This window comes from Limnohabitans sp. (assembly GCF_040401135.1).
Lineage (GTDB): Bacteria > Pseudomonadota > Gammaproteobacteria > Burkholderiales > Burkholderiaceae_C > Limnohabitans.
In genome coordinates this window covers 56,450-78,563 of record NZ_JBBAOV010000005.1, presented here as the reverse complement: position 1 = coordinate 78,563, position 22,114 = coordinate 56,450, and the positions used below count along the sequence as shown (strand labels likewise).

Genomic DNA, 22,114 nt, shown 5'->3' with positions numbered 1-22,114 from the left:
GGAGCTTTATTGATGAGTTTGATTCCCAAAAAAGGTACGGTCTACGTTGTTGATGACGACGAGGCCGTTCGTGATTCATTGCAATGGTTGTTAGAGGGCAAGGACTACCGAGTTCGCTGCTTCGACTCCGCCGAAACCTTCCTCAGCCGCTACGACACACGCGAAGTAGCTTGCTTGATTGTGGACATCCGAATGGGTGGCATGACCGGCCTTGAATTGCAAGACCGTTTGGTAGAACGCAAGTCTCCGTTGCCGATTGTCTTCATCACCGGCCACGGCGATGTGCCCATGGCTGTGGACACCATGAAAAAAGGGGCCATGGACTTCATCCAAAAACCTTTTGACGAAACCGCTTTAGTCACCTTGGTTGAGCGTATGTTGGCCCAAGCCACCACCGCGTTTGCCGACTCACTTCAAGCCGCTAGCCGCGACGCGCTAATGGCTAAGCTGACTACCCGCGAAGCCCAAGTTTTAGAGCGTATCGTGGCCGGCCGCTTAAACAAGCAAATCGCCGACGATTTAGGCATCAGCATCAAAACCGTGGAAGCACACCGCGCCAACATCATGGAAAAACTCAATGCCAATACTGTGGCAGATTTGCTTAAAACGGCACTCGGACAGAACGCTCCCAAGGCTTAAGGACTCCACTTTTCGCTCTTAACCTTCAATGCGCCATCGACTCCAAACGCCCGTTACATGCGGGCGTTTTCATTTCTATATTTCATCTGCATAAACACCATGACCGCACAACTCATTGATGGCAACGCCCTCTCCAAACTACTCCGTGCGCAAATAGCCATCGACACGGCTGCCTTGAAGGCTAAGGGCTTGACACCCGGCTTGGCCGTGGTGTTGGTGGGGGACAACCCAGCCAGCCAGGTGTATGTGCGTAACAAGGTCAAAGCGTGCGAAGACGCGGGCCTGCACTCGGTGCTTGAAAAATACGAAGCCTCCATGACCGAAGCCGACTTGCTGGCACGCGTCGAAGCGCTTAACAAGGACAACAACATTCACGGCATCTTGGTGCAACTGCCATTGCCTGCCCACATCGATGCGCAAAAAGTGATTGAAGCCATCAGTCCCGCCAAAGACGTGGACGGCTTTCATATTGCCAGCGCAGGCGCCTTGATGACCGGCCTGCCAGGCTTTTGGCCTTGCACGCCTTATGGTTGTATGAAGATGTTGGAGAGCATTGGCTACGATTTGAAGGGCAAACACGCGGTGGTCATTGGCCGCAGCAACATTGTGGGTAAGCCCATGGCGCTGATGCTTTTGCAAAAAGACGCCACTGTGACGGTGGCGCATTCGCGCACCCAAAACCTCAAAACCTTGACATTGCAAGCTGATGTGATCGTGGCCGCCGTCGGCATGCGCAATTTACTGACCGCCGACATGGTCAAGCCCGGTGCGGTGGTGCTAGATGTGGGTATGAACCGCAACGATGAAGGCAAGCTCTGCGGCGACGTAGACTTTGAGAGCGTGAAAGAAGTAGCGGGCTACATCACCCCTGTGCCGGGTGGGGTTGGACCGATGACCATCACAATGCTGCTGGTAAATACCTTGGAATCTGCACAACGAGCCCTATCTGAAAAGCATTGAGATTTTTCTTATTTGAAAGCTTTGCATGTCACTGAACAATCCTCTTCTCGATTTCTCAAACTACCCGCTGTTTGATGCCATCAAGCCAGCGTGTATCGCGCCCGCACTGGATCAACTTTTGCCTGCGGCAGATGCAGCGTTAGAGAAAGTCACAGGCAGCGACTTCCCCGCCGAGTGGAAAGCCATCTCAGCAGTGCTTGATGTGTCCACCGAAAAACTCAGCCGTGCATGGGGCGCAGTGAGCCATTTGCATTCAGTGGCCGACACACCCGAACTGCGTGCCGCCTACACCGAAGCACTGCCGCGTGTGACCGAGTTCTACACACGCTTGGGCGCAGACGAGCGCTTGTACGCCAAGTACAAAGCCATCGATGTAGCAAGCTTGAATGCCGAACAAAAACACGCCCATACTTTGGCGATGCGCAACTTTGTGTTGTCGGGCTCAGAGCTGGTGGGCGAAGCCAAAGAACGCTTTGCTGCTATTCAAGAGCGCCAAGCCGAGGTGGGTCAAAAGTTCAGCGAAAACGTACTGGATGCCACCGACCAATGGTCGGCCATTGTCACCACCGAAGACCTGGACGGTGTACCTGACGACGTGGTCCAAACCACACGCGAAGCTGCCGAAAAAGATGGTGCGATAGGCAAAGACGGTGTTGCACAACATAAGCTGAATTTAAAAATGCCGTGCTACTTGCCCATCATGCAATTTGCCCACAGCTCGGCGCTGCGCGAAAAACTGTACCGGGCCTATGCCACACGTGCCTCTGATCAATCAGCGGCTGTGCAGGCTGGCAAAGCCGAACAAGACAACACCCCTTGGGTGAAAGAGATTTTGGCGCTGCGCCAAGAAGAGGCGCAGCTTTTAGGCTACGCCAACTACGCCGAGGTATCGCTAGCAGCCAAGATGGCACAGTCACCCACCGAGGTGATGACTTTCTTGCGTGACCTCGCCAAGCGTGCACGCCCATACGCCGAAAAAGACGTGGCTGAAATGCGCACCTTTGCATCCGAGCACTTGAACTTGAAAGACCCACAACCGTGGGACTGGCCCTACATCGGTGAGAAGCTCAAAGAAGCGCGTTACGCCTTCAGCGAACAAGAAGTTAAACCGTATTTCACTGCCCCCAAGGTATTGGCTGGCTTGTTTAAGATTGTGGAAACCTTGTTTGAGGTGAGCATTCGTCGCGACGATGCGCCGGTGTGGCACCCCGCTGTGGAGTTCTATCGCATTGAACGGCATTCGGAAACAACACGCGCCCGCGGCTTGCCGCCAGAGTTGGTCGGCCAGTTCTACCTCGACCCCGGCGCACGCGCAGGCAAGCGCGGCGGCGCATGGATGGACGATGTGCGTGCCCGTTGGTTACGCCCCGACACAGGCGCATTGCAAACTCCCGTGGCGCACCTTGTGTGCAACTTCGCCGAAGGCGTGGGTGGCAAGCCACCGCTGCTGACACACGATGACGTGATCACCCTCTTCCACGAATGCGGCCACGGCTTGCACCACATGCTCACACAAGTGAACGAGCGCGATGTGTCTGGCATCAGCGGCGTGGAGTGGGACGCGGTTGAACTGCCCAGCCAGTTCATGGAAAACTTCTGCTGGGAGTGGAGCGTGTTGCGCCACATGACCGCGCATGTGGACACAGGCGAGCCTTTACCTCGTGAGTTGTTCGACAAAATGCTGGCCGCTAAAAACTTCCAAAGCGGTTTGCAAACGCTGCGTCAAATTGAGTTTTCGCTCGTGGACATGCTGCTGCACTCTGACGGTGAAAAAGCGCAAGACTTCATGCAAGTGCTACGCGATGTGCGCGCCGAAGTGGCCGTGCTGCAAAGCCCCGCATGGGGCCGCACGCTGCACACCTTCAGTCACATCTTTGCCGGCGGCTATGCGGCCGGCTACTACAGCTACAAATGGGCCGAGGTGCTGAGCGCCGATGCCTACGCTGCGTTTGAAGAAACTGCAGGCGCCGATGGTGAACCCAGCATCGACACAGGCCGCCGCTACCGCGAAACCATTTTGGAAGTCGGCGGCAGCCGACCTGCGATGGAATCGTTCAAAGCCTTTCGTGGACGCGAGCCTCTGCTGGATGCTTTATTGCGTCATCAAGGGATGTTGCAGGTTTAGCCTGATCAGAAGTTCAAGGTTCTCACGCCGGTGGAGGTGCCCAGCAAACACACCTGCGCTTTTTGGTGAGCAAATACACCCACGGTCACCACGCCCGGCCATTGGCTGACGTCGGTTTCAAACTGCAGTGGGTCGCTGATTTTGAGACCCGTCACATCGACGATGTGTTGCCCGTTATCAGTGACCAAGGGTTTGCCATCTTTCAAACGCACCTTGGCGTTGCCACCGATCCCAGCGAACTGGCGCATCACGCGAGCGGTGGCCATGGGGATGACTTCGACGGGTAAGGGGAATCCACCCAAGGCATCGACCAACTTGCTTTCATCGGCAATGCACACAAACATTTTCGACTGAGCGGCCACAATCTTTTCGCGGGTCAACGCAGCGCCACCGCCTTTGAGCATGTGACCTTGGAGATCGATTTCGTCTGCACCGTCGATGTAGACCGACAGGCTTTCTACGTCGGCGGCCTCAAACACTTGGATGCCCAAAGCTTGCAAGCGCTCGGTAGACGCCACCGAGCTAGACACCGCACCTTTAATTTGATCTTTCATCGTTGCTAACGCATCGATGAACTTGTTGACAGTTGAGCCTGTGCCCACACCCACCACCTCGCCAGGCACCACATAGTGCAAAGCAGCTTGACCCACCAATATCTTTAATTCATCTTGCGTCAGAGGGACTGCGTTTTGTAGGGTGCTCATGGGCGAAAATCCGAGTTGTATTGACCAAAGATCGAGATTATCCATGTCGTTGTTGCCTTATTCACTTGCCCGCCCGTTTCTATTCGCCTTGGATGCTGAGACCGCCCATGAGCACACGCTGTCCCTGCTGGCCCGTACGCAAAACACACCACTGTCTTGGGCCTACTGCCAGGAGCGCGTGCAAGACCCGGTGCAACTGGCGGGTTTGACCTTCCCCAACCGCGTAGGTTTAGCCGCTGGCTTGGACAAAAATGCCCATTGCATCGATGGCTTGGCCGCGATGGGGTTTGGGTTTGTGGAAGTCGGCACAGTGACACCTCTAGGCCAGCCTGGCAACCCAAAGCCCCGCATGTTTCGCTTGTCCGAAGCCAACGCGTTGATCAACCGCCTTGGCTTTAACAACGATGGCTTGGATGCCTTCTTGGCGAACGTGAAACTAGCAAAGTTTCGCAGCAAGTCTGGATCGCCCATGCTCTTGGGCCTCAACATTGGCAAAAATGCTGCCACGCCTATTGAGAATGCTGCCGACGATTACCTGATTTGCCTAGACGGCGTTTACCCACACGCCGACTACGTTGCAGTGAACATCTCCAGCCCAAACACCAAAAACCTACGCGCGCTACAAAGCGACGAAGCGCTGGACGCACTGATTGGCACACTCGCCAAGCGACGAGCTGAGTTGGCCCTTCAGCACAACAAACAAGTGCCTGTTTTTATCAAGATTGCACCGGACTTGGAAAGCGACCAAATCGACGTGATTGCCGCCACCTTGAAGCGTCATTGCGTTCATGAAGGCACGCCCTCGTGGGGCGTGATCGCCACCAACACCACCATTGCCCGCGATGCCGTTCAAGGCATGGCGCACGCAGAAGAAACAGGCGGCCTCTCAGGCGCACCCGTGTTTGAGAAAAGCAATCAAGTCATTCGCCAGCTGCGAGCTGCCATGGGCCCCAAATTTCCCATCATGGGCGTGGGCGGCATTTTGAGCGGCGCTGATGCGGTGGCCAAAATCAAAGCGGGTGCGGATGTGGTGCAAATTTACACCGGCCTTATTTACAAAGGTCCATCACTGGTGAAAGAGGCTGCACTGGCTATTCGCGATCACGCTTGAAGCCTCAGCCAAAAATGGTGCGATAGCCTTCAAAGCGCTTAGCCCAATAGCCATTACTCAACCGCTCGGTTTTCACACCCGTTCGTTCATTGGCGGCATGCACAAACTTGCCACCACCAATGTAGATACCCACATGCGAAAACGAGGGGCCGAGGGTGTTAAAAAACACCAAGTCTCCTGGGTGGGCTTCAATGGCCTCCACCGGTTTGCTGGCAGCGGCCATTTGTGCCGCACTGCCTTTAAGCGCAATGCCTGCCGATTCTTTGTAAACAAAGGTCACCAGCCCCGAACAATCAAACCCCGTGTGAAGCTTTTTGCCACCGTAGGTGTAGCCGCGGTCCAGCATGGCCATGGCCTGCATGACGATGTCTTGACGTTTGGCTGGGTTGTTGGGATAGCTTTGCGAGGTGATCGCGTTAGATGGTGGCGTGCGCGTCAGCGACGAGCACGCCACAAGCAAAGGCGTGACACAAACACTCAAAAATAAACGCTTATCCATAACCTGAATCTTATTTCAGATGAACGAATCTCACATACGCATAACTTAACGGTATATAAAAGAAAACGGCTCCCGAAGGAGCCGTTTTGAAGGTCTGGAGAACCTGAAATTAACGCTTCTTGGCAGCAGGCTTGGCAGTTGTTGACTTCAAAGCTGTGTCAGTGATGTTTTTGTAATTAGCTTCAGCCACTTCCGTGGCTTGCTTGACGGCTTTTTGCACGGATTCCAATGCGTTGTTACCAGCAGCCACAGCAGTTTTAAATGCGGCTACAGCGGCTTCTGAACCAGCAGGCGCGTTTTTAGCGGCATTGTCAACCATGTCATGAAACGCTTTTTGAGCTTCAGCCACCTTGGAATCCACATGACCTTGAAAATGTGAGCCTGTACCTGTTGTGATTTCAATCAAGTGACGGTTGTAAGCCACAGCTTTTTCAGCCAAAGGTTGAAACAAGCTAGCTTGCAAAGCTAACAATTCTTGTGCGTCTTTCACGCTCAAAGCTGCGTGTGTTTGTTTTTGTGAATCAGCCAAGGTGCTTTTGGCAGCAGCCAAGTTCAACTCGATGAGCTGTTCCACGCCATAGAAAGCCTTGGTGGTCAAACCAACCAAAGTTTCCAAGTTGGCTTTATTTGCGGCGATTACTTGTTCAGGGGTCAAAGTCATTTTAAATCTCCAAAATTAAAAATATAGTCAAACTGCCCTGAATCCTGCCTAAGCTGAATTTATGTTGCAGTGCAGCATGATTGGTATTTTAAAGAAAAGATTCACTATGGCAAGGCTTGTAGCACCTAAAAATGCTTTTTAGAGCCCTCAGACTAAATCAGACTTTTAAAACGCTTATTTAACGCCATGAGCCCAGTGGTGTTGCCATTGAAGACGGTAAGTTTCGGCCAACTCTGCAGACTTCAAAACCAATAAATTCTCCGCATTGCGCGTCGCAGCAGAGTTGGTAAAGTTAAAGCTGCCAGTGATCACAATGGTCCGATCTATCAGCATGACCTTGTTGTGCGCGATGGCATGTTTGCCGTCATGGCGCACTGCCATGTCGGCGTCGTTCAGCACGGCAATGACATAACGGTTTGAACTCTCACTCTTTTTATCCAACAGCACGCGCACCTTCACACCGCGCTGGTGAGCCCGCACCAAGGCTTGCGCCATTCCGTTATGTGTAAAGCCGTAGGCTTGCACAAGCACCTCGTGCTCGCTGGCGTCAATGGCTTTCACTATGGCAGCAGCGACATCGCCAGGTGGCGTGAAGTAAACGCCCAATACTTCAGCATTCAAATTTGCGGTGTTCGACTGGGCAAACGCAGGAAAACACACAAAACTCAAGCACCAGATTAACAAAGACGCAAAAAACTTCATAGAGTCAATGCTAAACCGCAAAATACAAGTTTTTTAACTTTGACTTACAAGCGACAGGGATTTCAAAAGCTAACGGTTAAAGTGGCCTCGCTTTGAAAACACAGACACACCATCTCCACGCGACCACTCAGGCACTATCGGCCCCCACCCAACGGGCAATTTTTTTGTTATCACTTGCCACGTTTTGCAGCATGGCTGTGCAACGCATTTGTGACCCCATGCTGCCCGAGCTATCGCGTGTTTTTGGCACGCCCATCAGTGAGGCATCACGAGTTATTTCATTTTTTGCCATCACATACGGCTTGATGCAACTTTTCTACGGCCCAGTAGGTGATCGCTTCGGCAAGTACCGCGTTGTCATGCTGGCCACCATTGGGTGCAGCTTGGGCAGCTTGATGTCGGCACTGAGTGCAGATTTAACGTTACTCATCGGCGCTCGCATGGGCACCGCGCTGGCCGCTGCAGCCATCATCCCGCTATCGCTGGCTTGGGTCGGTGATGCGGTGCACTACGAGCAACGCCAAGAAACATTGGCTCGCGTGGGCTTGGGCACCATGCTGGGCATGACAGCCGGCCAGCTTTTTGGGGGCTTGTTGACCGACACCTTGGGCTGGCGTTGGGCGTTTGTGCTGATGAGCATTGCGTTTGCCGCTGTAAGTTTTTTGCTGTACCGACAACTTAAACACCTAGAGCCTGCGGCGCAACACGCACATGCGCCGTTAGGTTTTTTTCAACAACTGAAAGATGTTGCACGCAACCCTTGGGCACGTACATTTTTAAGCTTGGCCTTGGTTGAGGGGGCTACCGTGTTTGGTGTGTTAGCCATGACAGCCGCGCACTTGCACCAGATCCACCACATTTCCCTCACTATGGCAGGGGGCACCACGGCGTTCTTCGGGCTGGGTGGCATGGCTTACATGGCCACGGCAAAAATCACCATAAGACGCTTGGGTGAAGTTGGCTTAGCCCGTTACGGCGGGATTGGCTTTGCTGCAGCATTTGTTGTGATCGCATTCTCGCCCTGGTGGCAACTGGCTTTGCCCTCATGCTTTGTCGCAGGATTTAGCTTTGCTATGTTTCACAACACCATGCAAGCCAAGGCCACGCAGTTATTACCTAAAGCTCGAGGCACCGGCGTCACACTGTTTGCCGGTTTTATGTTTTTAGGTCAATCTCTAGGCGTCTTGGTCTTGTCAGAAATGTTCAACCACTTCAACTCGCAATATATTTTGGGTGCAGACGCCTTGGTCGTTTGTGCCTTGGGCCTATTTTTGTCGCGTGCCATCGTCAAGCGCAACGCGACAAAGGCCGACCACGCTTAACATTACAGCTATGACTCAAGACATCGAACAACTCGCACAACAACTCGAACAACACCCAGACTACCGCGTACTTCGCCGACTCGTCCCAGGCCGTGTGTTCAACACACCAGCCCCTGGCCAAAAGCTCAGCAAAGGCGTGGTGCTTGACACCGAAACCACTGGCTTTGACGTGGTCACCGACCGCGTCATTGAGCTCGGCATGCTGGCCTTTGAATTCGACCCCTTCACAGGCGTGGTCTACCGTGTCAGCGATGTGTTTGACGAGCTAGAAGACCCTGGCTTTGCCATTCCACCCGCCACCATTGCTGTCCACCACATCACCGATGAGATGGTGCAAGGTCAAAGCATTAATGACGAGCGCGTGGCTGAATTTTTGAAAAATGTAGATGTGATCATTGCCCACAACGCGTCGTTTGACCGCCCCTTTGTGGAAGCCCGTTGGCCCTTGTTCGAGCAACTTAGCTGGGCATGCAGCATCAAAGACATCGACTGGCGCGAAGAAGGTTTTGGGTCGGCCAAGCTGGAATATTTACTCAGTACACAAGGCTACTTTTACGAAGCCCACCGCGCCGAGGCTGACTGCTGGGCGCTGTTAGAACTCTTAAACCAAGTACTGCCGCAAAGCCAGCAAACCGCCCTGCTCGCAGTGCTGCTGACATTAAACAAGCCCCAGCAAAAGGTGTACGCCATCAACTCACCCTTTGAGACAAAAGACAAGCTCAAGGCACGCAACTACCGCTGGTCAGCCGAGCTGCGCTGCTGGAGCCGTTTGGTGGCCGGTGAACCCGAGATGAAGCAAGAGCTAGAGTGGCTCAAACACCATGTGTACGCAGGCCGCAGCGCCCGTGTGGAGCTTGAAACCACGGGTGGCAAAGTGCGTTACTCCAATCGCTTGGGCCACAAAGAAGTAGTGACGCTTTAAACGCCCGACAAAAGCATTTCAAGCAAGTGCAAACGCAAAACAAAAAGCCGGGCTAGCCCGGCTTTGTTGTGAGAGCGTGACCCCATCAATAATTAACAGGCTGCCAAGGCACCTGGCAAGTGGGTACCGTGGGGTAGTACTGCTGGGCTGTTGGACAGAAATACGCCACACGGCTTGGCGGTAAGTACTGCTGCTGCACCACAACTTGCTGAGGCATGGCATAGCTGGATGACGTGGCTGAGTAAATCACGCTGCCCACCAACGCGGCGCCCAAAACAGGGGCTAGCCATTGGTTGCTAGAACCCCGGTAGTGACTACCGTAACCATGATGACCGCCATAACCATAGCCTCCATAGTGGCCACCGTAGTTTTGGCTAAAGCCGTGGCCACCATGTCGACCACCACCGCCATGGCCGCCATGCCAACGTCCATCGGCTTGAGCAGGCAAGACCACGGCAAAGGCCAACAAACAAGCTAAAAGGGCAGAAACGCGTTTCATAGCAAACTCACTTTATAAAAAGGTAGCTTTTCAACGCGGCAGATGGCCAAACGGATGACAGCTTTAAACACCAAGCGCAGCGGCAAACAGGCCGACCACACTTAGCAGGCCTACTAGCCAAAAAACAGACCGCAAGGTGGGTTTGCCTGCCAAGTAGCATGCAATAAAACCCACACGTGCAGCCACAAACGTCAAGGCATACATATCAATGCGCGCGGCCTCGACCTGCGCGATGGTGGCGATGATCACCCCTGAGGCGAAAAACGCAAACGCCTCAAAACTGTTGGCCTGCGCTGCATTGCCGCGCGCTCGAAAGCCGGTTTGTTGGGCTAGCCAATTGCGTGGGTTGTGGTTGTCATAATTTTGAAACCCCCACTTGGCCGCCATTGCGCACACATAGGGCAACAAACCCGCGATCAGCACACATAAAAAAGCTTTATTCATTGCATCACCACCATCCAAGGTGTGGGGCAGGTTTGCACCACGGGAAAATATTGGCCTGAGTCACGGCAAAAATAGGCCTCGACTGAGGCTTGCACGGGTTGACCATTGATCCATTGCGTGGGTTGCGGGTTGCTCATCATCACTGCAGGTGGGCTGGTGATGATGACGGTCGATGGCTGCAAGGGGCGAGACAAATAAATCGAAGTACCCACAATCGCCGTTCCCACAAGTGCAGGCCCCCAGAAGTACTGACCACCGCCGCGGTAATAACCACCGCCTTGTCCACGGTAACCGCCATTGGGCCCATGCGCCATCGCAGCACCGGCGGTCACGGCCAACAAAAGGCTCAAAGCCAAGGTGCGATATTTCAAACTCATAGCTTGCTCTCTTTCTGTCAATCAACTCATTGTGGTCTATCTGAGCAAAGAATTCATTAAGTTTTCTAAGGCCAAAACCACCCGCGCCAAATGTGCATCATGCCCTGCCAAGCCTGACACCATTAAGCCCACAGGCAGTTGGCCTGCTTCTTGGCAAGGCAGGCTCCAAGAGCATCCATCCATGTAGTTAATGGCTGCCGGGTTGCGCAACAACAAGCGGTTGACTTTGAAAAACGCCTCATCGTCTTTGATCAAAGGCTCAATCAACGGAGCCACCATCGGGACAGTCGGGCAAAGCATGGCGTCAAAGCCTTGCAGCGTTTGTTGAGCCTCGGCAATCCAAGCTTGGCGGCGGTTGTGCAGTTCAAGGTAGTCTTGCGCGCTGATGCCTTTACCCAGCATCATGCGGGCCACCACACGAGGGTCGATGCGGTCTGCACCACGCTCAAGGCGTGCATGGTGCGCCGCGTAGCTCTCGATGGGCGAAAAGCCACCGGGCATGCTCAGTGCTGCAATGTCGCCCAACGCCTTAAAAGGTATCTCCACCACCTGCGCACCTGCCTCGTGGATGAGTTTTAGCGAGTTTGAAAAAGCCTGTGCCACGGTGGCATCCACATCATCCAACATTAGAGTTTGAGGGACGGCAAAACGAAGGCCTTTCAAATGGGCAGCATCGGTGGGCAAAGGCTGCTGCGACATCACCGCATCCACAGCCAAACATCCTCGCACCGAACGTGTAATGCTGCCCACAGTATCGAGTGAGCGCGACAGTTCCATTACCCCTGTGCGCGGAATGCGCACTTGCGTTCCTTTGTAGCCCACCAAGCCGCAAAGTGCGGCGGGAATGCGGATAGAGCCACCTGTGTCCGTGCAAATACCCACCTCCGCCAGCCCCAAAGCGACCGACACGGCTGCGCCCGATGACGAACCACCGGGCACGCGTGCATGTAATGTGTCAGCAGGATTAGCAGGCGTGCCGTGGTGTGGGTTGATTCCCACGCCTGAGAAAGCAAACTCGCTCATATTGGTTTTACCCAGCACTACCGCGCCTGCATCGCGCAAACGTTGCACCGCGGGCGCATCGTGCAGCGCAGGTGTTTCGCCATCGCACACCACACCACCCGCCATGGTGGTTTCACCCGCCACATCGATGTTGTCTTTGATCGTGATGCACACGCCGTGCAACGTGCCTAAGCTGCGGCCTGCCAGTGTCTCTGCATCACAGTTTTGCGCTGTGGCGCGTGCACCATCGGCATAGAACTGAGTGAACACATGCTGCGCGGCGGGGCTGGCTGCATCTTCTGTTGCGCTGGCCACACGTTGTGCGGCGGTTGTAGAGGTATCAAAGCAGATTTGGGGCATGCGGTGAATTCTGCCGCAACGGTCACGGTCAGCATTTTTGGCTTGAGTTTTGTCGCGATACTGGCTCGTGCCATTGTTGCAACCGGCCTATGTGCTGTTCGCAAAACACCGTCAACTCATCTCTTAACGCGTTAACCCGGCTGTTTTAAGACTGTCAAGGCGTTTTTTACGTTGATTTTTGAGGTTTTTAAGCCTAGCTTTGCAGAACGGTTGATAAATTTGCGAAAATAGCATCTTTGCCTCGAGAACTAAAACGAATGTCACGCCCAGAAAAAACAGAAATCTCCAACGATGGTTTGCGCTACAAGTCGAAAAAAGGCGGTTCCCCATTCGAAGGCCTCGGCCGCACCGGCGACACCATGAGCTGCATCAAGTGCGGTGTTCACAAGCCACGCAACAACGGTTCATTCAAGCGCATCTTGGGATCATCCATGTTTGTTTGTTTTGACTGCAGCCCTCCCAAGAAAGAGGCTGATCCAGCTGCCGCAACATCGGCAGATGTCAAAGAAAAAGCCAAAGCATAAATCTTGGCATCCCACAAAAAAGCGGCTCTGAAAGCCGCTTTTTTTATTCCACCCGCACCACCGCATTCGGCTTAAAGCCCAAGTCCGCCACTTTGCCTTTCTTGGCGCGTGCGGCTTTGGCGTTGTTCAAGCTGCGAATTTCTAGCGTTTCTTCGCGCACTTTGCCGCCACGGCCAATGCCTTCGATGCGCACGCTGCGCGTGTACGCAGCCGCACCGGCCAAGGTGTCTTTGGCTTCTAGGTCAATCAGCATCAGTCCGCGACCGCCCTTTTCCATGGCTTTGAGTTCAGACAAATCAAAGGTCAAGAAGCGGCCGCCCGTTGAGGCACAAGCCACATGCGTGGCAGGCGCCACAGGCTGTGCGCCCGAGCCTCCGCTGGCAGGTGATGGACAGCACACAGTTTCGCCCTCGCCCACGGTGATGAAGGCTTTGCCGCCTTTGTTGCGCGAAATCATGTGCTCGATGTTGGCCAAGAAGCCATAGCCGCCCGAGCTGCTGAGCAAGTACGCTGCGCCAGCGGGGCCAGCCACGTAGTGCAACAGTTGGGTGCCAGCTTCTAAGTCAACCAGTGTGGTCACAGGTTGGCCGTCGCCACGCGCGCCGGGCAAGACCGACACGGGCACTGAATAGATGCGACCGTTAGAACCAAACGCGATGAAGGTGTCCACCGTGCGGCACTCAAACGTGCCGTACAAACCATCGCCCGACTTGAAGGCAAAGCTGACGGGATCGTGACCATGGCCGGTGCGTGCACGCACCCAGCCTTTTTCAGAGACCACCACAGTCACTGGCTCGTCGACCACCTTGACTTCGGCCACTGCTTTTTTCTCTTCTTGAATGAGCGTGCGGCGTGGGTCTGCAAAGGTTTTGGCGTCGGCTTCAATTTCTTTGACCATCAAGCGACGCAGTGCCGATGGGTTACCCACGATGTCCTCGAGCTTGGCTTGATCTTCGCGCAACTCTTTGAGCTCTTGCTCAATCTTGATAGCCTCCAAACGCGCCAGCTGACGCAGGCGAATTTCGAGGATGTCTTCGGCTTGTCGTTCGCTGAGTTTGAAGCGCTCCATCAGCGCTTGTTTGGGCTCGTCGCTCTGACGGATGATGGCTATCACCTCATCAATGTTGAGCAACACCAACTGACGACCTTCCAAGATATGGATGCGGTCCAGCACTTTGGTCAATCGGTGTTGTGAGCGACGCAGGATGGTGGCAGAGCGGAACTCAATCCACTCGGTCAGCATGTCGCGCAGCGACTTAGGGACTGGACGACCATCAATACCCACCATGGTCAGGTTGATGGACGATGAGGTTTCCAAGCTGGTGTGCGCCAGCAAAGTGGTGATGAGTTCTTGTTGCTCAATGGTGCGGGTTTTGGGTTCGAACACCAATCGAACAGCGGCGTCTTTGCTCGATTCGTCGCGCACCACATCTAGCACCGACAAGAGGGTGGCTTTGAGCTGGGTTTGATCGGCGCTGAGTGCTTTTTTACCGGTCTTGACCTTGGGGTTGGTCAGCTCTTCAATCTCTTCCAACACGCGTTGGCTGCTCACGCCGGGGGGCAGTTCATTCACTACCAATTGCCATTGGCCGCGGGCCAGGTCTTCGATGCTCCAGCGCGCACGCACTTTGAGCGAGCCACGACCGGTGCGGTAGGCGTCGGCAATGTCCGATGCACTGCTGATGATTTGGCCGCCACCCGGGTAATCAGGCGCAGGCAAGATTTGCAGCAACTCGGCGTCACTCATCTTGGGTGACTTGATGAGCGCCACGCACGCATCTGCCACTTCCCGCAGGTTGTGGCTAGGAATTTCGGTGGCCATGCCCACAGCAATGCCGCTGGCACCGTTAAGCAAAGCAAACGGCAAGCGTGCGGGCAACTGCTTGGGCTCTTCGGTGGAGCCGTCGTAGTTGGGCTGGAAGTCGACCGTGCCTTCGTCAATCTCGTCGAGCAGCAAGGTGGTGATTTTGGCCAAGCGCGCTTCGGTGTAGCGCATGGCGGCAGCACCGTCGCCGTCGCGTGAGCCAAAGTTGCCTTGGCCGTCAATCAGCGGGTAGCGTTGCGCAAAGTCTTGCGCCATGCGCACCAACGCCTCATAGGCGGCACTGTCGCCGTGAGGGTGGTAGCGGCCCAGCACATCGCCGACCACACGGGCGCACTTGACGGGCTTGGCGCCCGTGTTGTTGTTGGGGCCACTGAAGCCAAGCCCCATGCGGGACATCGAATACAAAATGCGTCGCTGCACGGGCTTTTGACCGTCGCAGACGTCAGGCAAGGCGCGGCCTTTGACCACGCTGAGCGCATATTCAAGGTAGGCGCGTTGGGCGTAATGACCCAGTGCGATATCGCCGTCATTGTCGGCAGTGGGCAGTTCAGGGGTGAACAAATCGGTCATACGTCAATCTCAATCGAATCGCCATGCAGTTCCATCAGCTCACGGCGTGCAGCGGCTTCGCCTTTGCCCATGAGTTGCGTGATCAAACCTTCGGTGGTTGCAAAGTCGAGCGAGCCCAGTTGCACAGGCATCAACCGACGGGTGTCAGGGTTGAGGGTGGTGTCCCACAGTTGTTCGGCACTCATCTCGCCCAAACCTTTGAAGCGACTAATGCTCCATGAGCCTTCGCGCACACCGTCTTTACGCAGCTTGTCTAGGATGGCGGTGAGTTCACCGTCGTCCAAGGCGTACACCTTGGACGCTGGCTTTTTGCCGCGCGCGGGTGCATCGACGCGGAACAGGGGCGGGCGAGCCACAAACACATGACCGGTTTCGATCAATTTAGGGAAGTGACGGAAGAACAACGTGAGCAACAACACTTGGATGTGTGAGCCGTCCACGTCCGCATCCGACAAGATGCAGACCTTGCCGTAACGCAGACCGCTCATGTCGGGGCTGTCGTTGGGGCCATGCGGGTCAACGCCCACCGCCACCGAGATGTCGTGAATTTCGTTGTTGGCAAACAAGCGGTCGCGCTCGACTTCCCACGTGTTGAGCACCTTACCGCGCAGTGGCAGGATGGCCTGGTTTTCTTTGTTGCGCCCCATCTTGGCGCTGCCACCGGCTGAGTCACCCTCCACCAAAAACACTTCGTTGTAGGCAATGTCTTTGCTCTCGCAATCGGTCAACTTGCCTGGCAACACGGCCACGCCTGAGCCTTTGCGTTTCTCTACTTTTTGGCCCGCTTTTTGGCGACTTTGGGCGGCCTTGATGGCCAGTTCGGCCAATTTTTTACCGTACTCGACGTGTTGGTTGAGCCACAGCTCCATCGTGGGGCGCACATAGCTAGAGACCAAACGCACGGCATCGCGTGAGTTGAGGCGTTCTTTGATTTGCCCTTGGAACTGAGGGTCGAGCACCTTGGCGCTTAGCACGTAGCTGGCACGGGCAAACACATCCTCTGGCATGAGCTTGACGCCTTTGGGCAACAACGCGTGCAATTCAATGAAGCTCTTGACTGCGGTGAACAGACCATCGCGCAAGCCACTGTCATGCGTGCCACCCGCGCTGGTGGGGATCAAGTTGACATAGCTCTCACGCACGGGTTGACCGTCTTCGGTGAACGCCACCGCCCATGCGGCCCCCTCGCCTTCGGCGAAGCTGTCGTGGTTGCTGTCGGCATAGCCATCGCCCTCAAACAAAGGAATGACGGGGTCACCGTGCAGGGACTGCATCAAATAATCGCGCAGACCGCCTTTGTAGAGCCAATTTTGTGTGTCTTTGGTTTTCTCATTTGTGAGTGTCACGCTCACGCCGGGCATGAGCACTGCTTTGCTGCGCAGCAGGTGCACCAGTTCATTCATCGGCAAGGCCGATGTTTCAAAGTATTTGGCGTCTGGCCACACGCGCACGCTGGTGCCTTGTTTGCGGTCACCGGATTCTTGTTTGCGGAGGGTGAGCTTTTCCACCACGTCGCCACCCGAGAACACCAAGCGGGCCACTTGTCCTTCGCGGTGCGAGGTGGCCTCCATGCGCTTAGAGAGTGCGTTGGTCACACTCACCCCCACGCCGTGCAAACCGCCAGAGAAGCTATAGGCACCGCCCGAGCCTTTGTCGAACTTGCCGCCCGCATGCAGCCGGGTGAACACCAGTTCAATGACGGGGGCCTTTTCTTCAGGATGCATGCCGAATGGAATGCCACGGCCATCGTCATCGATGGTGACCGAGCCATCGGCATGCAACGTGACGCCGATCTTTTTGCCGTGTCCGGCGAGAGCTTCGTCAGCCGCGTTGTCCAAAACCTCTTGGAGGATGTGCAGTGGGTTGTCGGTGCGGGTGTACATGCCCGGGCGTTGTTTGACAGGCTCAAGACCCTTCAAAACGCGAATCGAGCCTTCCGAGTACTGGGGCGGGGTAGTGGGTTGCTTGGTTGCCATGGGGCGGAATTGTAGTTAACCCCCGTGACAGCCCCTTGATGCCGCATTGGTTAAAGTCAGGACCATGACCAACCAACACAAAACACTGCCCATGTGGCAAGTGCTAGCCTGCGGGGCCGCAATCGTCACCTTATCCATGGGCGTGCGCCACGGCTTTGGCCTGTGGCTGCAGCCTATCACCCAAGCGCAAGACTGGACCCGCGAGAACTTTGCCATGGCCATCGCCATTCAAAACCTAACTTGGGGTTTTGCAGGCATCTTCTCGGGCATGTTGGCAGATCGCTTTGGCGCTTTTCGCGTGATCGTGACCTCCGCAGTGATGTATTCGCTCGGATTGATTGGCATGGCTTACGCCACAACCCCTGCTTTTTTTACCGCCACAGCGGGTGTGCTGATTGGCATCGCCCAAGCAGGCACCACCTACGCCGTGATTTATGGCGTGATTGGCCGCAACGTGAGCGCAGAAAAGCGTTCTTGGGCCATGGGCGTAGCAGCTGCGGCGGGCTCGTTTGGTCAGTTTTTGATGGTGCCTACCGAGGGCTATCTCATCAGCTCATTTGGTTGGCAAGAGGCCTTGGTCTGGCTGGCGTTATCTTGCATGCTCATCATCCCCCTCGCCTTTGGTTTGCGCGAGCCTGGATTTGCGGGTGGGGCCACACCCAAGCGCGATCAGTCCATTCTGCACGCCCTGAGCGAGGCCATGAACTACCGCAGCTTTCAGCTGTTGATGGCGGGCTACTTTGTGTGCGGCTTTCAGGTGGTGTTCATCGGTGTGCACATGCCAAGCTACCTAAAAGACAATGGCTTGTCGCCAGAAGTGGCCAGCATTGCCTTGGCGCTGATTGGCCTGTTCAACGTCTTTGGCACCTATATTGCTGGCAGCTTGGGACAGCGCATGGCCAAGCGAAAAATTTTGTCGTTTATTTATTTCTCACGCTCGATTGTCATCGTTCTTTTCTTGCTGGCCCCTCTTACGCCGATGAGTGTGTTCATCTTTTCTAGCGTGATGGGATTGTTGTGGCTCTCCACTGTGCCACCGACCAATGCGGTAGTGGCACAAATCTTTGGCGTCGCACATATGTCGATGCTGGCTGGTTTTGTGTTTCTCAGCCACCAAATTGGCAGCTTCATGGGTGTTTGGCTGGGGGGCTATCTGTATGACCAGACCGGCAGCTACAACATCGTTTGGTACATCTCTATTGGGCTAGGTGTGTTTGCCGCCTTGGTGAACTTGCCCGTGAATGAGGGTGCGATTGAACGCGCGCCTGCTACTGCTTGAGCTTTCAAATGCGTCGCTTATCGCACACATGGATTGGCCAAGCATTACTGGGCTTGGTGTGCGTGGGCGTTTTGCTGGCTGTGTTGTCTATGTATTTGCAGCCTGATTTTTTACTCACGCTGGCCAACCAAGTGTGGGGATGTTTCTAGCATGTCCACACTGCTTCACGGACAAGAGGCCACGTCTGCTTGGGTTGCCTGTTGGTCACACCTGTTGCCTGCTGGCTGCAGCGTGCTGGACCTTGCCTGCGGACACGGCAGACACATGCACCACTTTGCCGGACTAGGCCACGCCGTGATCGGCGTGGACCGCAACCCAGACGCCATTGCGGCCGTCAGCCGCTTGGGCGAAACCATCTGTGCCGACATCGAAAACGGCCCTTGGCCGCTGGTAGGTCGAAAATTTGGCGGCGTGATCGTCACCAACTACCTTTGGCGCCCACTGTGGCCACATGTTTTGCAAAGCCTGGGGCCCAACGGCGTGCTGATTTACGAAACCTTCTCAGCGGGCAATGAAACTGTGGGGAAACCATCGCGGCCTGACTTTTTACTGAACCCAGCCGAGCTGCTGTCGGCATGTAAAGATCTGCGCGTGGTGGCTTTTGAAGAGGGGTTTTTAGACCGACCCGAGCGCTTTGTACAGCGCATCGTGGCCGTATGCGAGACGGGCAGCGCACAAACGCCTGCGCGTTACCCACTCATCAGCTAAAAAGCCATCGGCAATCGCTAGAATGAACGTTTTTCCTTGACCGAACCAACGGACATGACACCCATTACCGGCAGCATCGTGGCTTTGACCACCCCCATGCACACAGACGGCAGCGTGGACTACCCCACCCTGCGCAAACTGATTGATTGGCATATTGCCGAAGGCACCGATTGCATCGGCGTTGTAGGCACTACTGGCGAGTCACCGACGGTCAACGTGCAAGAACACTGCGAAATCATCCGCGTGTCGGTCGAACAAGCTTCCAAGCACACCGAACGCCATGTTCCCATCATGGCCGGCTGCGGCGCTAATTCGACCGCTGAAGCGATTGAGTTGGCCCAATTTGCCAAAAAAGTTGGCGCACATTGTCAACTGCAAGTGGTGCCCTACTACAACAAGCCCACGCAAGAAGGCCAGTACCTTCATTTCAAAGCCATCGCTGAAGCGGTGGATTTGCCCGTAATTTTGTACAACGTGCCTGGCCGCTCTGTGGCCGATATGGCGCACGACACCGTGCTGCGGCTGTCCCGCATTCCAGGCATCGTGGGCATCAAAGAAGCCACAGGAAATATTGAGCGCGCTCAGTGGTTGATTCGCGACGTGCCCAAAGGTTTTGCTGTTTATTCGGGTGACGATCCCACTGCCGTGGCTTTGATGCTATGTGGCGGCCAAGGCAACATCAGCGTGACCGCCAATGTGGCTCCGCGCTTGATGCACGAGCTGTGCATGGCAGCCATCGCCGGCGATGTGAAACGGGCCATGGACATCCAATTCAAACTCATGCCTGTTCATAAACAGCTGTTTGTAGAAGCCAACCCCATTCCCGTGAAGTGGGCGATGCAACGCATGGGCCTCGCAGGCCCAACACTGCGTTTGCCCATGACAGAGCTCACCCAGGCCAACGAGCCTGTGGTGGAAAGCGCCTTGCGCGCGGCTGGTTTGATCTGATTGTTAAAAAGGCCTTGGCTGTGAAAATCTCTATTGCTATGAATCGCGCAACAATTGCTCTGACCACTCTTGTGTTGCTCAGCGCTTGCTCCTCCATCATGGACGGCGACAAAGTCAACTACAAAACCGAAGGCGGCACCAAGGTGGTGCCGCTAGACATTCCGCCAGATTTAACTCAACTTACGCGCGATACCCGCTATGCAGTGCCCGGCGGCCCAGTAACCGCCAGCGCCATGGGGGTGCGTCCAGCTCAAGCCGTAGCAACAACTGCCGCCAAACAGGTGAATGACGTGCGCATTGAACGCGATGGCAAACAACGTTGGTTGGTGGTGAACCGCTCTGCCGACGCTGTGTGGCCCATCGTTCAAGGTTTTTGGAAAGAAAACGGTTTCGAATATGTGATCGAGCAACAACAACTCGGCTTGCTCGAAACCGAATGGGCCGAGAACCGCGCCAAGATTCCGCAAGACTTCATCCGTCGGTCATTGGGCAAAGTGCTGGACGGCTTGTATTCTTCTGGTGAGCGTGACAAGTTCCGCACCCGCATCGAACGCAACAGCACCGGCGGTGTCGACATCTTCATCAGCCACCGTGGCATGAGCGAAGAATACAAAGACCAATCAAAAACCGGCACGATTTGGGCGCCTCGCCCCAGCGATTCCGGATTGGAAGCTGAGTTTTTGAGTCGTTTGATGATCAAACTCGGTGTCTCCGCCGAGCAAGCTAAAACAAACATCACTGCACAAGAAGTTGTCGCTAACAAAGCCACCTTGATCACCCGGAGTGACGCCACGCTGCTGAACATCCCCGACACATTTGATGTGGCATGGCGTCGCGTAGGTTTGGCCTTAGACCGCACAGGTTTTACCGTGGAAGACCGTGACCGAGCCCAAGGCGTTTACTTTGTGCGTTACGTGGACAGCGCCTCTAAAGACGAAAAAGGCTTCTTTGGCAAGATGTTTAGCAGCTCAAAGTCTGAAACAGGGCCTGTCAAGTACCGAATCGCTGTTAGCAATTCAGGCAATGCAACAGAAGTCACAGTACAAAATGCAGCGGGAGCCACTGAAAACAGCCCGGTTTCACAGCGCATCTTGAAGTTGATGGCTGATGATCTGCGCTGACCTGCGCAGATCATGAAATTGCGCCGTGCTGCGCTTTAAAAGCCTGGGTAGTGGCAGTTCAGGCAATGCCACTTTAGTTGAAGCCCAAAGCGGCATGCACAACACCCGTTTGCTCATCGATTGCGGCTTACGGCTAGGCGATCTTGAAACACGCTTGATCGAGGCGGGCACCTGTGCCGAGGACCTGAGTGCCATTTTTATCACCCATGAACATGGCGACCACATTGGCTGCGCGCGTAGCTTTGTTAAGCGATATGCCACACCCCTTTGGATGAGCCAAGGCACTTGGCTGGCCGTGAGTGACGCGGCTTGGACACAGCACCAACATTTGCTAAACATAGCAAGAGATGGCTGCGCGATTGAATTAGGCCCTTTACTAGCTCTGCCCTTCACCGTCCCCCACGACGCTCGCGAGCCCTTGCAGCTGCGCTGCTCCGACGGCCAACGGCATTTGGGAATTGCGACCGATTTGGGTCATCCATCTTCTCATGTCGTGGATGCTTTGCAGGGCTGCCACTCGCTGCTGCTTGAAGCCAACCACGACGCTGAGATGTTGACGGCTTCAAACTACCCCAGTTTTTTAAAACAACGGGTAGCAGGCCCGTGGGGGCATTTATCCAACCATGCAGCCGCTGAGCTGCTGGGTCGCGTCAAACATGACCAGCTCAGTTACGTGCTGGCTGCGCACTTGAGTGAACGAAACAACACACCCTCCTTGGCCCGTGCAAGCCTAAGCGAAGCCTTGGGCTGTAAGCCCATAGACATCGATGTCGCCGACCCGCTAACGGGCTCTGTCTGGATTAGCGTTTAAGCAAAAAATTTGAAGCGCCCATAAA

General features: G+C 55.0%; 23 protein-coding genes. 13 read left to right on the top strand and 10 right to left on the bottom strand.

Annotated features, from left to right (window positions below; all coding sequences use genetic code 11):
• Positions 1-12 precede the first annotated feature (12 nt).
• The 3 genes from ABWP81_RS02825 (at position 13) to ABWP81_RS02815 (ending at position 3,724) form a co-directional block, all read left to right on the top strand.
• Complete coding sequence (locus ABWP81_RS02825) at positions 13-639, top strand: response regulator transcription factor (protein WP_353133322.1); 627 nt, start codon at positions 13-15, stop codon at positions 637-639.
• 99 nt (positions 640-738) lie between these two features.
• Positions 739-1,599, top strand: a complete 861-nt coding sequence (gene folD, locus ABWP81_RS02820) for a bifunctional methylenetetrahydrofolate dehydrogenase/methenyltetrahydrofolate cyclohydrolase FolD (RefSeq protein ID WP_353139158.1) — start codon at positions 739-741, stop codon at positions 1,597-1,599.
• 31 nt (positions 1,600-1,630) lie between these two features.
• Complete coding sequence (locus ABWP81_RS02815) at positions 1,631-3,724, top strand: M3 family metallopeptidase (RefSeq protein WP_353139175.1); 2,094 nt, start codon at positions 1,631-1,633, stop codon at positions 3,722-3,724.
• A gap of 5 nt (positions 3,725-3,729) precedes the next feature.
• On the opposite strand, the gene rpiA is transcribed toward ABWP81_RS02815, so the two are convergent.
• Positions 3,730-4,428 carry a ribose-5-phosphate isomerase RpiA gene (gene rpiA, locus ABWP81_RS02810; protein ID WP_353139155.1) on the bottom strand — a complete coding sequence of 233 codons (699 nt, stop codon included), beginning with the start codon at positions 4,426-4,428 and terminating at the stop codon, positions 3,730-3,732.
• A 43-nt stretch (positions 4,429-4,471) separates the two neighbouring features.
• Here rpiA and ABWP81_RS02805 point away from each other — a divergent pair, with 43 nt between their 5' ends.
• Complete coding sequence (locus ABWP81_RS02805) at positions 4,472-5,539, top strand: quinone-dependent dihydroorotate dehydrogenase (RefSeq protein WP_353139152.1); 1,068 nt, start codon at positions 4,472-4,474, stop codon at positions 5,537-5,539.
• 4 nt (positions 5,540-5,543) lie between these two features.
• On the opposite strand, the gene ABWP81_RS02800 is transcribed toward ABWP81_RS02805, so the two are convergent.
• From ABWP81_RS02800 to ABWP81_RS02790, 3 genes are all read right to left on the bottom strand, one after another.
• Positions 5,544-6,038 (bottom strand): C40 family peptidase, encoded by a 495-nt coding sequence (locus tag ABWP81_RS02800; RefSeq protein WP_353139149.1) that lies wholly within the window; start codon positions 6,036-6,038, stop codon positions 5,544-5,546.
• A 109-nt stretch (positions 6,039-6,147) separates the two neighbouring features.
• Positions 6,148-6,699 carry a phasin family protein gene (locus ABWP81_RS02795; protein ID WP_353133337.1) on the bottom strand — a complete coding sequence of 184 codons (552 nt, stop codon included), beginning with the start codon at positions 6,697-6,699 and terminating at the stop codon, positions 6,148-6,150.
• A gap of 174 nt (positions 6,700-6,873) precedes the next feature.
• Positions 6,874-7,401 (bottom strand): phospholipase D family nuclease, encoded by a 528-nt coding sequence (locus ABWP81_RS02790; RefSeq protein ID WP_353139146.1) that lies wholly within the window; start codon positions 7,399-7,401, stop codon positions 6,874-6,876.
• Positions 7,402-7,493: 92 nt separating this feature from the next.
• Here ABWP81_RS02790 and ABWP81_RS02785 point away from each other — a divergent pair, with 92 nt between their 5' ends.
• Together ABWP81_RS02785 and ABWP81_RS02780 are read left to right on the top strand one after the other, a co-directional pair.
• Positions 7,494-8,723, top strand: coding sequence for an MFS transporter (locus tag ABWP81_RS02785; RefSeq protein ID WP_353139143.1), 1,230 nt, complete (start codon positions 7,494-7,496; stop codon positions 8,721-8,723).
• A 10-nt stretch (positions 8,724-8,733) separates the two neighbouring features.
• Positions 8,734-9,645, top strand: a complete 912-nt coding sequence (locus ABWP81_RS02780; RefSeq protein ID WP_353139140.1) for a 3'-5' exonuclease — start codon at positions 8,734-8,736, stop codon at positions 9,643-9,645.
• Between the two features lie 85 nt (positions 9,646-9,730).
• On the opposite strand, the gene ABWP81_RS02775 is transcribed toward ABWP81_RS02780, so the two are convergent.
• The 4 genes from ABWP81_RS02775 to ABWP81_RS02760 all read right to left on the bottom strand — a co-directional run bounded on the left by ABWP81_RS02775 (position 9,731) and on the right by ABWP81_RS02760 (position 12,327).
• Complete coding sequence (locus tag ABWP81_RS02775) at positions 9,731-10,144, bottom strand: hypothetical protein (protein WP_353133349.1); 414 nt, start codon at positions 10,142-10,144, stop codon at positions 9,731-9,733.
• A gap of 63 nt (positions 10,145-10,207) precedes the next feature.
• A complete protein-coding gene (locus ABWP81_RS02770) occupies positions 10,208-10,588 on the bottom strand; it encodes an MAPEG family protein (protein ID WP_353139137.1) in 381 nt (126 codons plus the stop codon).
• Entirely contained in the window at positions 10,585-10,965 is a 381-nt protein-coding gene (locus ABWP81_RS02765; protein WP_353139134.1) for a hypothetical protein, read from the bottom strand. Before ABWP81_RS02765 ends, ABWP81_RS02770 begins: the two co-directional genes overlap by 4 nt.
• A 36-nt stretch (positions 10,966-11,001) precedes the next feature.
• Complete coding sequence (locus ABWP81_RS02760; RefSeq protein WP_353139132.1) at positions 11,002-12,327, bottom strand: amidase; 1,326 nt, start codon at positions 12,325-12,327, stop codon at positions 11,002-11,004.
• 257 nt (positions 12,328-12,584) lie between these two features.
• Here ABWP81_RS02760 and ABWP81_RS02755 point away from each other — a divergent pair, with 257 nt between their 5' ends.
• Entirely contained in the window at positions 12,585-12,851 is a 267-nt protein-coding gene (locus ABWP81_RS02755) for a hypothetical protein (protein ID WP_353133361.1), read from the top strand.
• A gap of 43 nt (positions 12,852-12,894) precedes the next feature.
• Here ABWP81_RS02755 and parC read toward each other — a convergent pair whose 3' ends face one another.
• Entirely contained in the window at positions 12,895-15,246 is a 2,352-nt protein-coding gene (gene parC / locus ABWP81_RS02750; protein WP_353139129.1) for a DNA topoisomerase IV subunit A, read from the bottom strand.
• On the bottom strand, positions 15,243-17,222 hold the full coding sequence (locus ABWP81_RS02745; RefSeq protein WP_353139126.1) for a DNA topoisomerase IV subunit B: 1,980 nt from the start codon (positions 17,220-17,222) through the stop codon (positions 15,243-15,245). Before ABWP81_RS02745 ends, parC begins: the two co-directional genes overlap by 4 nt.
• 64 nt (positions 17,223-17,286) lie before the next feature.
• Here ABWP81_RS02745 and ABWP81_RS02740 point away from each other — a divergent pair, with 64 nt between their 5' ends.
• The 6 genes from ABWP81_RS02740 to ABWP81_RS02715 are packed head-to-tail and all read left to right on the top strand — an operon-like array spanning position 17,287 to position 22,089.
• Positions 17,287-18,501, top strand: a complete 1,215-nt coding sequence (locus tag ABWP81_RS02740; protein WP_353139123.1) for an MFS transporter — start codon at positions 17,287-17,289, stop codon at positions 18,499-18,501.
• An 8-nt stretch (positions 18,502-18,509) separates the two neighbouring features.
• Entirely contained in the window at positions 18,510-18,650 is a 141-nt protein-coding gene (locus ABWP81_RS02735) for a hypothetical protein (RefSeq protein WP_353139120.1), read from the top strand.
• Between the two features lies 1 nt (position 18,651).
• Entirely contained in the window at positions 18,652-19,209 is a 558-nt protein-coding gene (locus tag ABWP81_RS02730) for a class I SAM-dependent methyltransferase (RefSeq protein ID WP_353139117.1), read from the top strand.
• A gap of 54 nt (positions 19,210-19,263) precedes the next feature.
• Positions 19,264-20,157, top strand: a complete 894-nt coding sequence (gene dapA / locus ABWP81_RS02725) for a 4-hydroxy-tetrahydrodipicolinate synthase (protein WP_502905503.1) — start codon at positions 19,264-19,266, stop codon at positions 20,155-20,157.
• 38 nt (positions 20,158-20,195) lie between these two features.
• Complete coding sequence (bamC, locus tag ABWP81_RS02720; RefSeq protein ID WP_353139114.1) at positions 20,196-21,278, top strand: NlpB/DapX family lipoprotein; 1,083 nt, start codon at positions 20,196-20,198, stop codon at positions 21,276-21,278.
• Positions 21,279-21,303: 25 nt separating this feature from the next.
• Positions 21,304-22,089 (top strand): MBL fold metallo-hydrolase, encoded by a 786-nt coding sequence (locus ABWP81_RS02715; RefSeq protein WP_353139111.1) that lies wholly within the window; start codon positions 21,304-21,306, stop codon positions 22,087-22,089.
• Positions 22,090-22,114: the final 25 nt, after the last annotated feature.

Bases quoted from the DNA above. Each gene is read 5' to 3' on its own strand.
- ABWP81_RS02755 (WP_353133361.1), top strand. From the start codon at position 12,585: ATGTCACGCCCAGAAAAAACAGAAATCTCCAACGATGGTTTGCGCTAC.
- dapA (WP_502905503.1), top strand. From the start codon at position 19,264: ATGACACCCATTACCGGCAGCATCGTGGCTTTGACCACCCCCATGCAC.
- folD (WP_353139158.1), top strand. From the start codon at position 739: ATGACCGCACAACTCATTGATGGCAACGCCCTCTCCAAACTACTCCGT.
- ABWP81_RS02790 (WP_353139146.1), bottom strand. From the start codon at position 7,401: ATGAAGTTTTTTGCGTCTTTGTTAATCTGGTGCTTGAGTTTTGTGTGT.
- ABWP81_RS02780 (WP_353139140.1), top strand. From the start codon at position 8,734: ATGACTCAAGACATCGAACAACTCGCACAACAACTCGAACAACACCCA.
- ABWP81_RS02735 (WP_353139120.1), top strand. From the start codon at position 18,510: ATGCGTCGCTTATCGCACACATGGATTGGCCAAGCATTACTGGGCTTG.
- ABWP81_RS02760 (WP_353139132.1), bottom strand. From the start codon at position 12,327: ATGCCCCAAATCTGCTTTGATACCTCTACAACCGCCGCACAACGTGTG.
- ABWP81_RS02825 (WP_353133322.1), top strand. From the start codon at position 13: ATGAGTTTGATTCCCAAAAAAGGTACGGTCTACGTTGTTGATGACGAC.
- ABWP81_RS02800 (WP_353139149.1), bottom strand. From the start codon at position 6,038: ATGGATAAGCGTTTATTTTTGAGTGTTTGTGTCACGCCTTTGCTTGTG.
- ABWP81_RS02770 (WP_353139137.1), bottom strand. From the start codon at position 10,588: ATGAATAAAGCTTTTTTATGTGTGCTGATCGCGGGTTTGTTGCCCTAT.
- ABWP81_RS02775 (WP_353133349.1), bottom strand. From the start codon at position 10,144: ATGAAACGCGTTTCTGCCCTTTTAGCTTGTTTGTTGGCCTTTGCCGTG.
- ABWP81_RS02765 (WP_353139134.1), bottom strand. From the start codon at position 10,965: ATGAGTTTGAAATATCGCACCTTGGCTTTGAGCCTTTTGTTGGCCGTG.
- rpiA (WP_353139155.1), bottom strand. From the start codon at position 4,428: ATGAGCACCCTACAAAACGCAGTCCCTCTGACGCAAGATGAATTAAAG.
- ABWP81_RS02740 (WP_353139123.1), top strand. From the start codon at position 17,287: ATGACCAACCAACACAAAACACTGCCCATGTGGCAAGTGCTAGCCTGC.
- ABWP81_RS02745 (WP_353139126.1), bottom strand. From the start codon at position 17,222: ATGGCAACCAAGCAACCCACTACCCCGCCCCAGTACTCGGAAGGCTCG.
- bamC (WP_353139114.1), top strand. From the start codon at position 20,196: ATGAATCGCGCAACAATTGCTCTGACCACTCTTGTGTTGCTCAGCGCT.
- ABWP81_RS02730 (WP_353139117.1), top strand. From the start codon at position 18,652: ATGTCCACACTGCTTCACGGACAAGAGGCCACGTCTGCTTGGGTTGCC.
- parC (WP_353139129.1), bottom strand. From the start codon at position 15,246: ATGACCGATTTGTTCACCCCTGAACTGCCCACTGCCGACAATGACGGC.
- ABWP81_RS02805 (WP_353139152.1), top strand. From the start codon at position 4,472: ATGTCGTTGTTGCCTTATTCACTTGCCCGCCCGTTTCTATTCGCCTTG.
- ABWP81_RS02795 (WP_353133337.1), bottom strand. From the start codon at position 6,699: ATGACTTTGACCCCTGAACAAGTAATCGCCGCAAATAAAGCCAACTTG.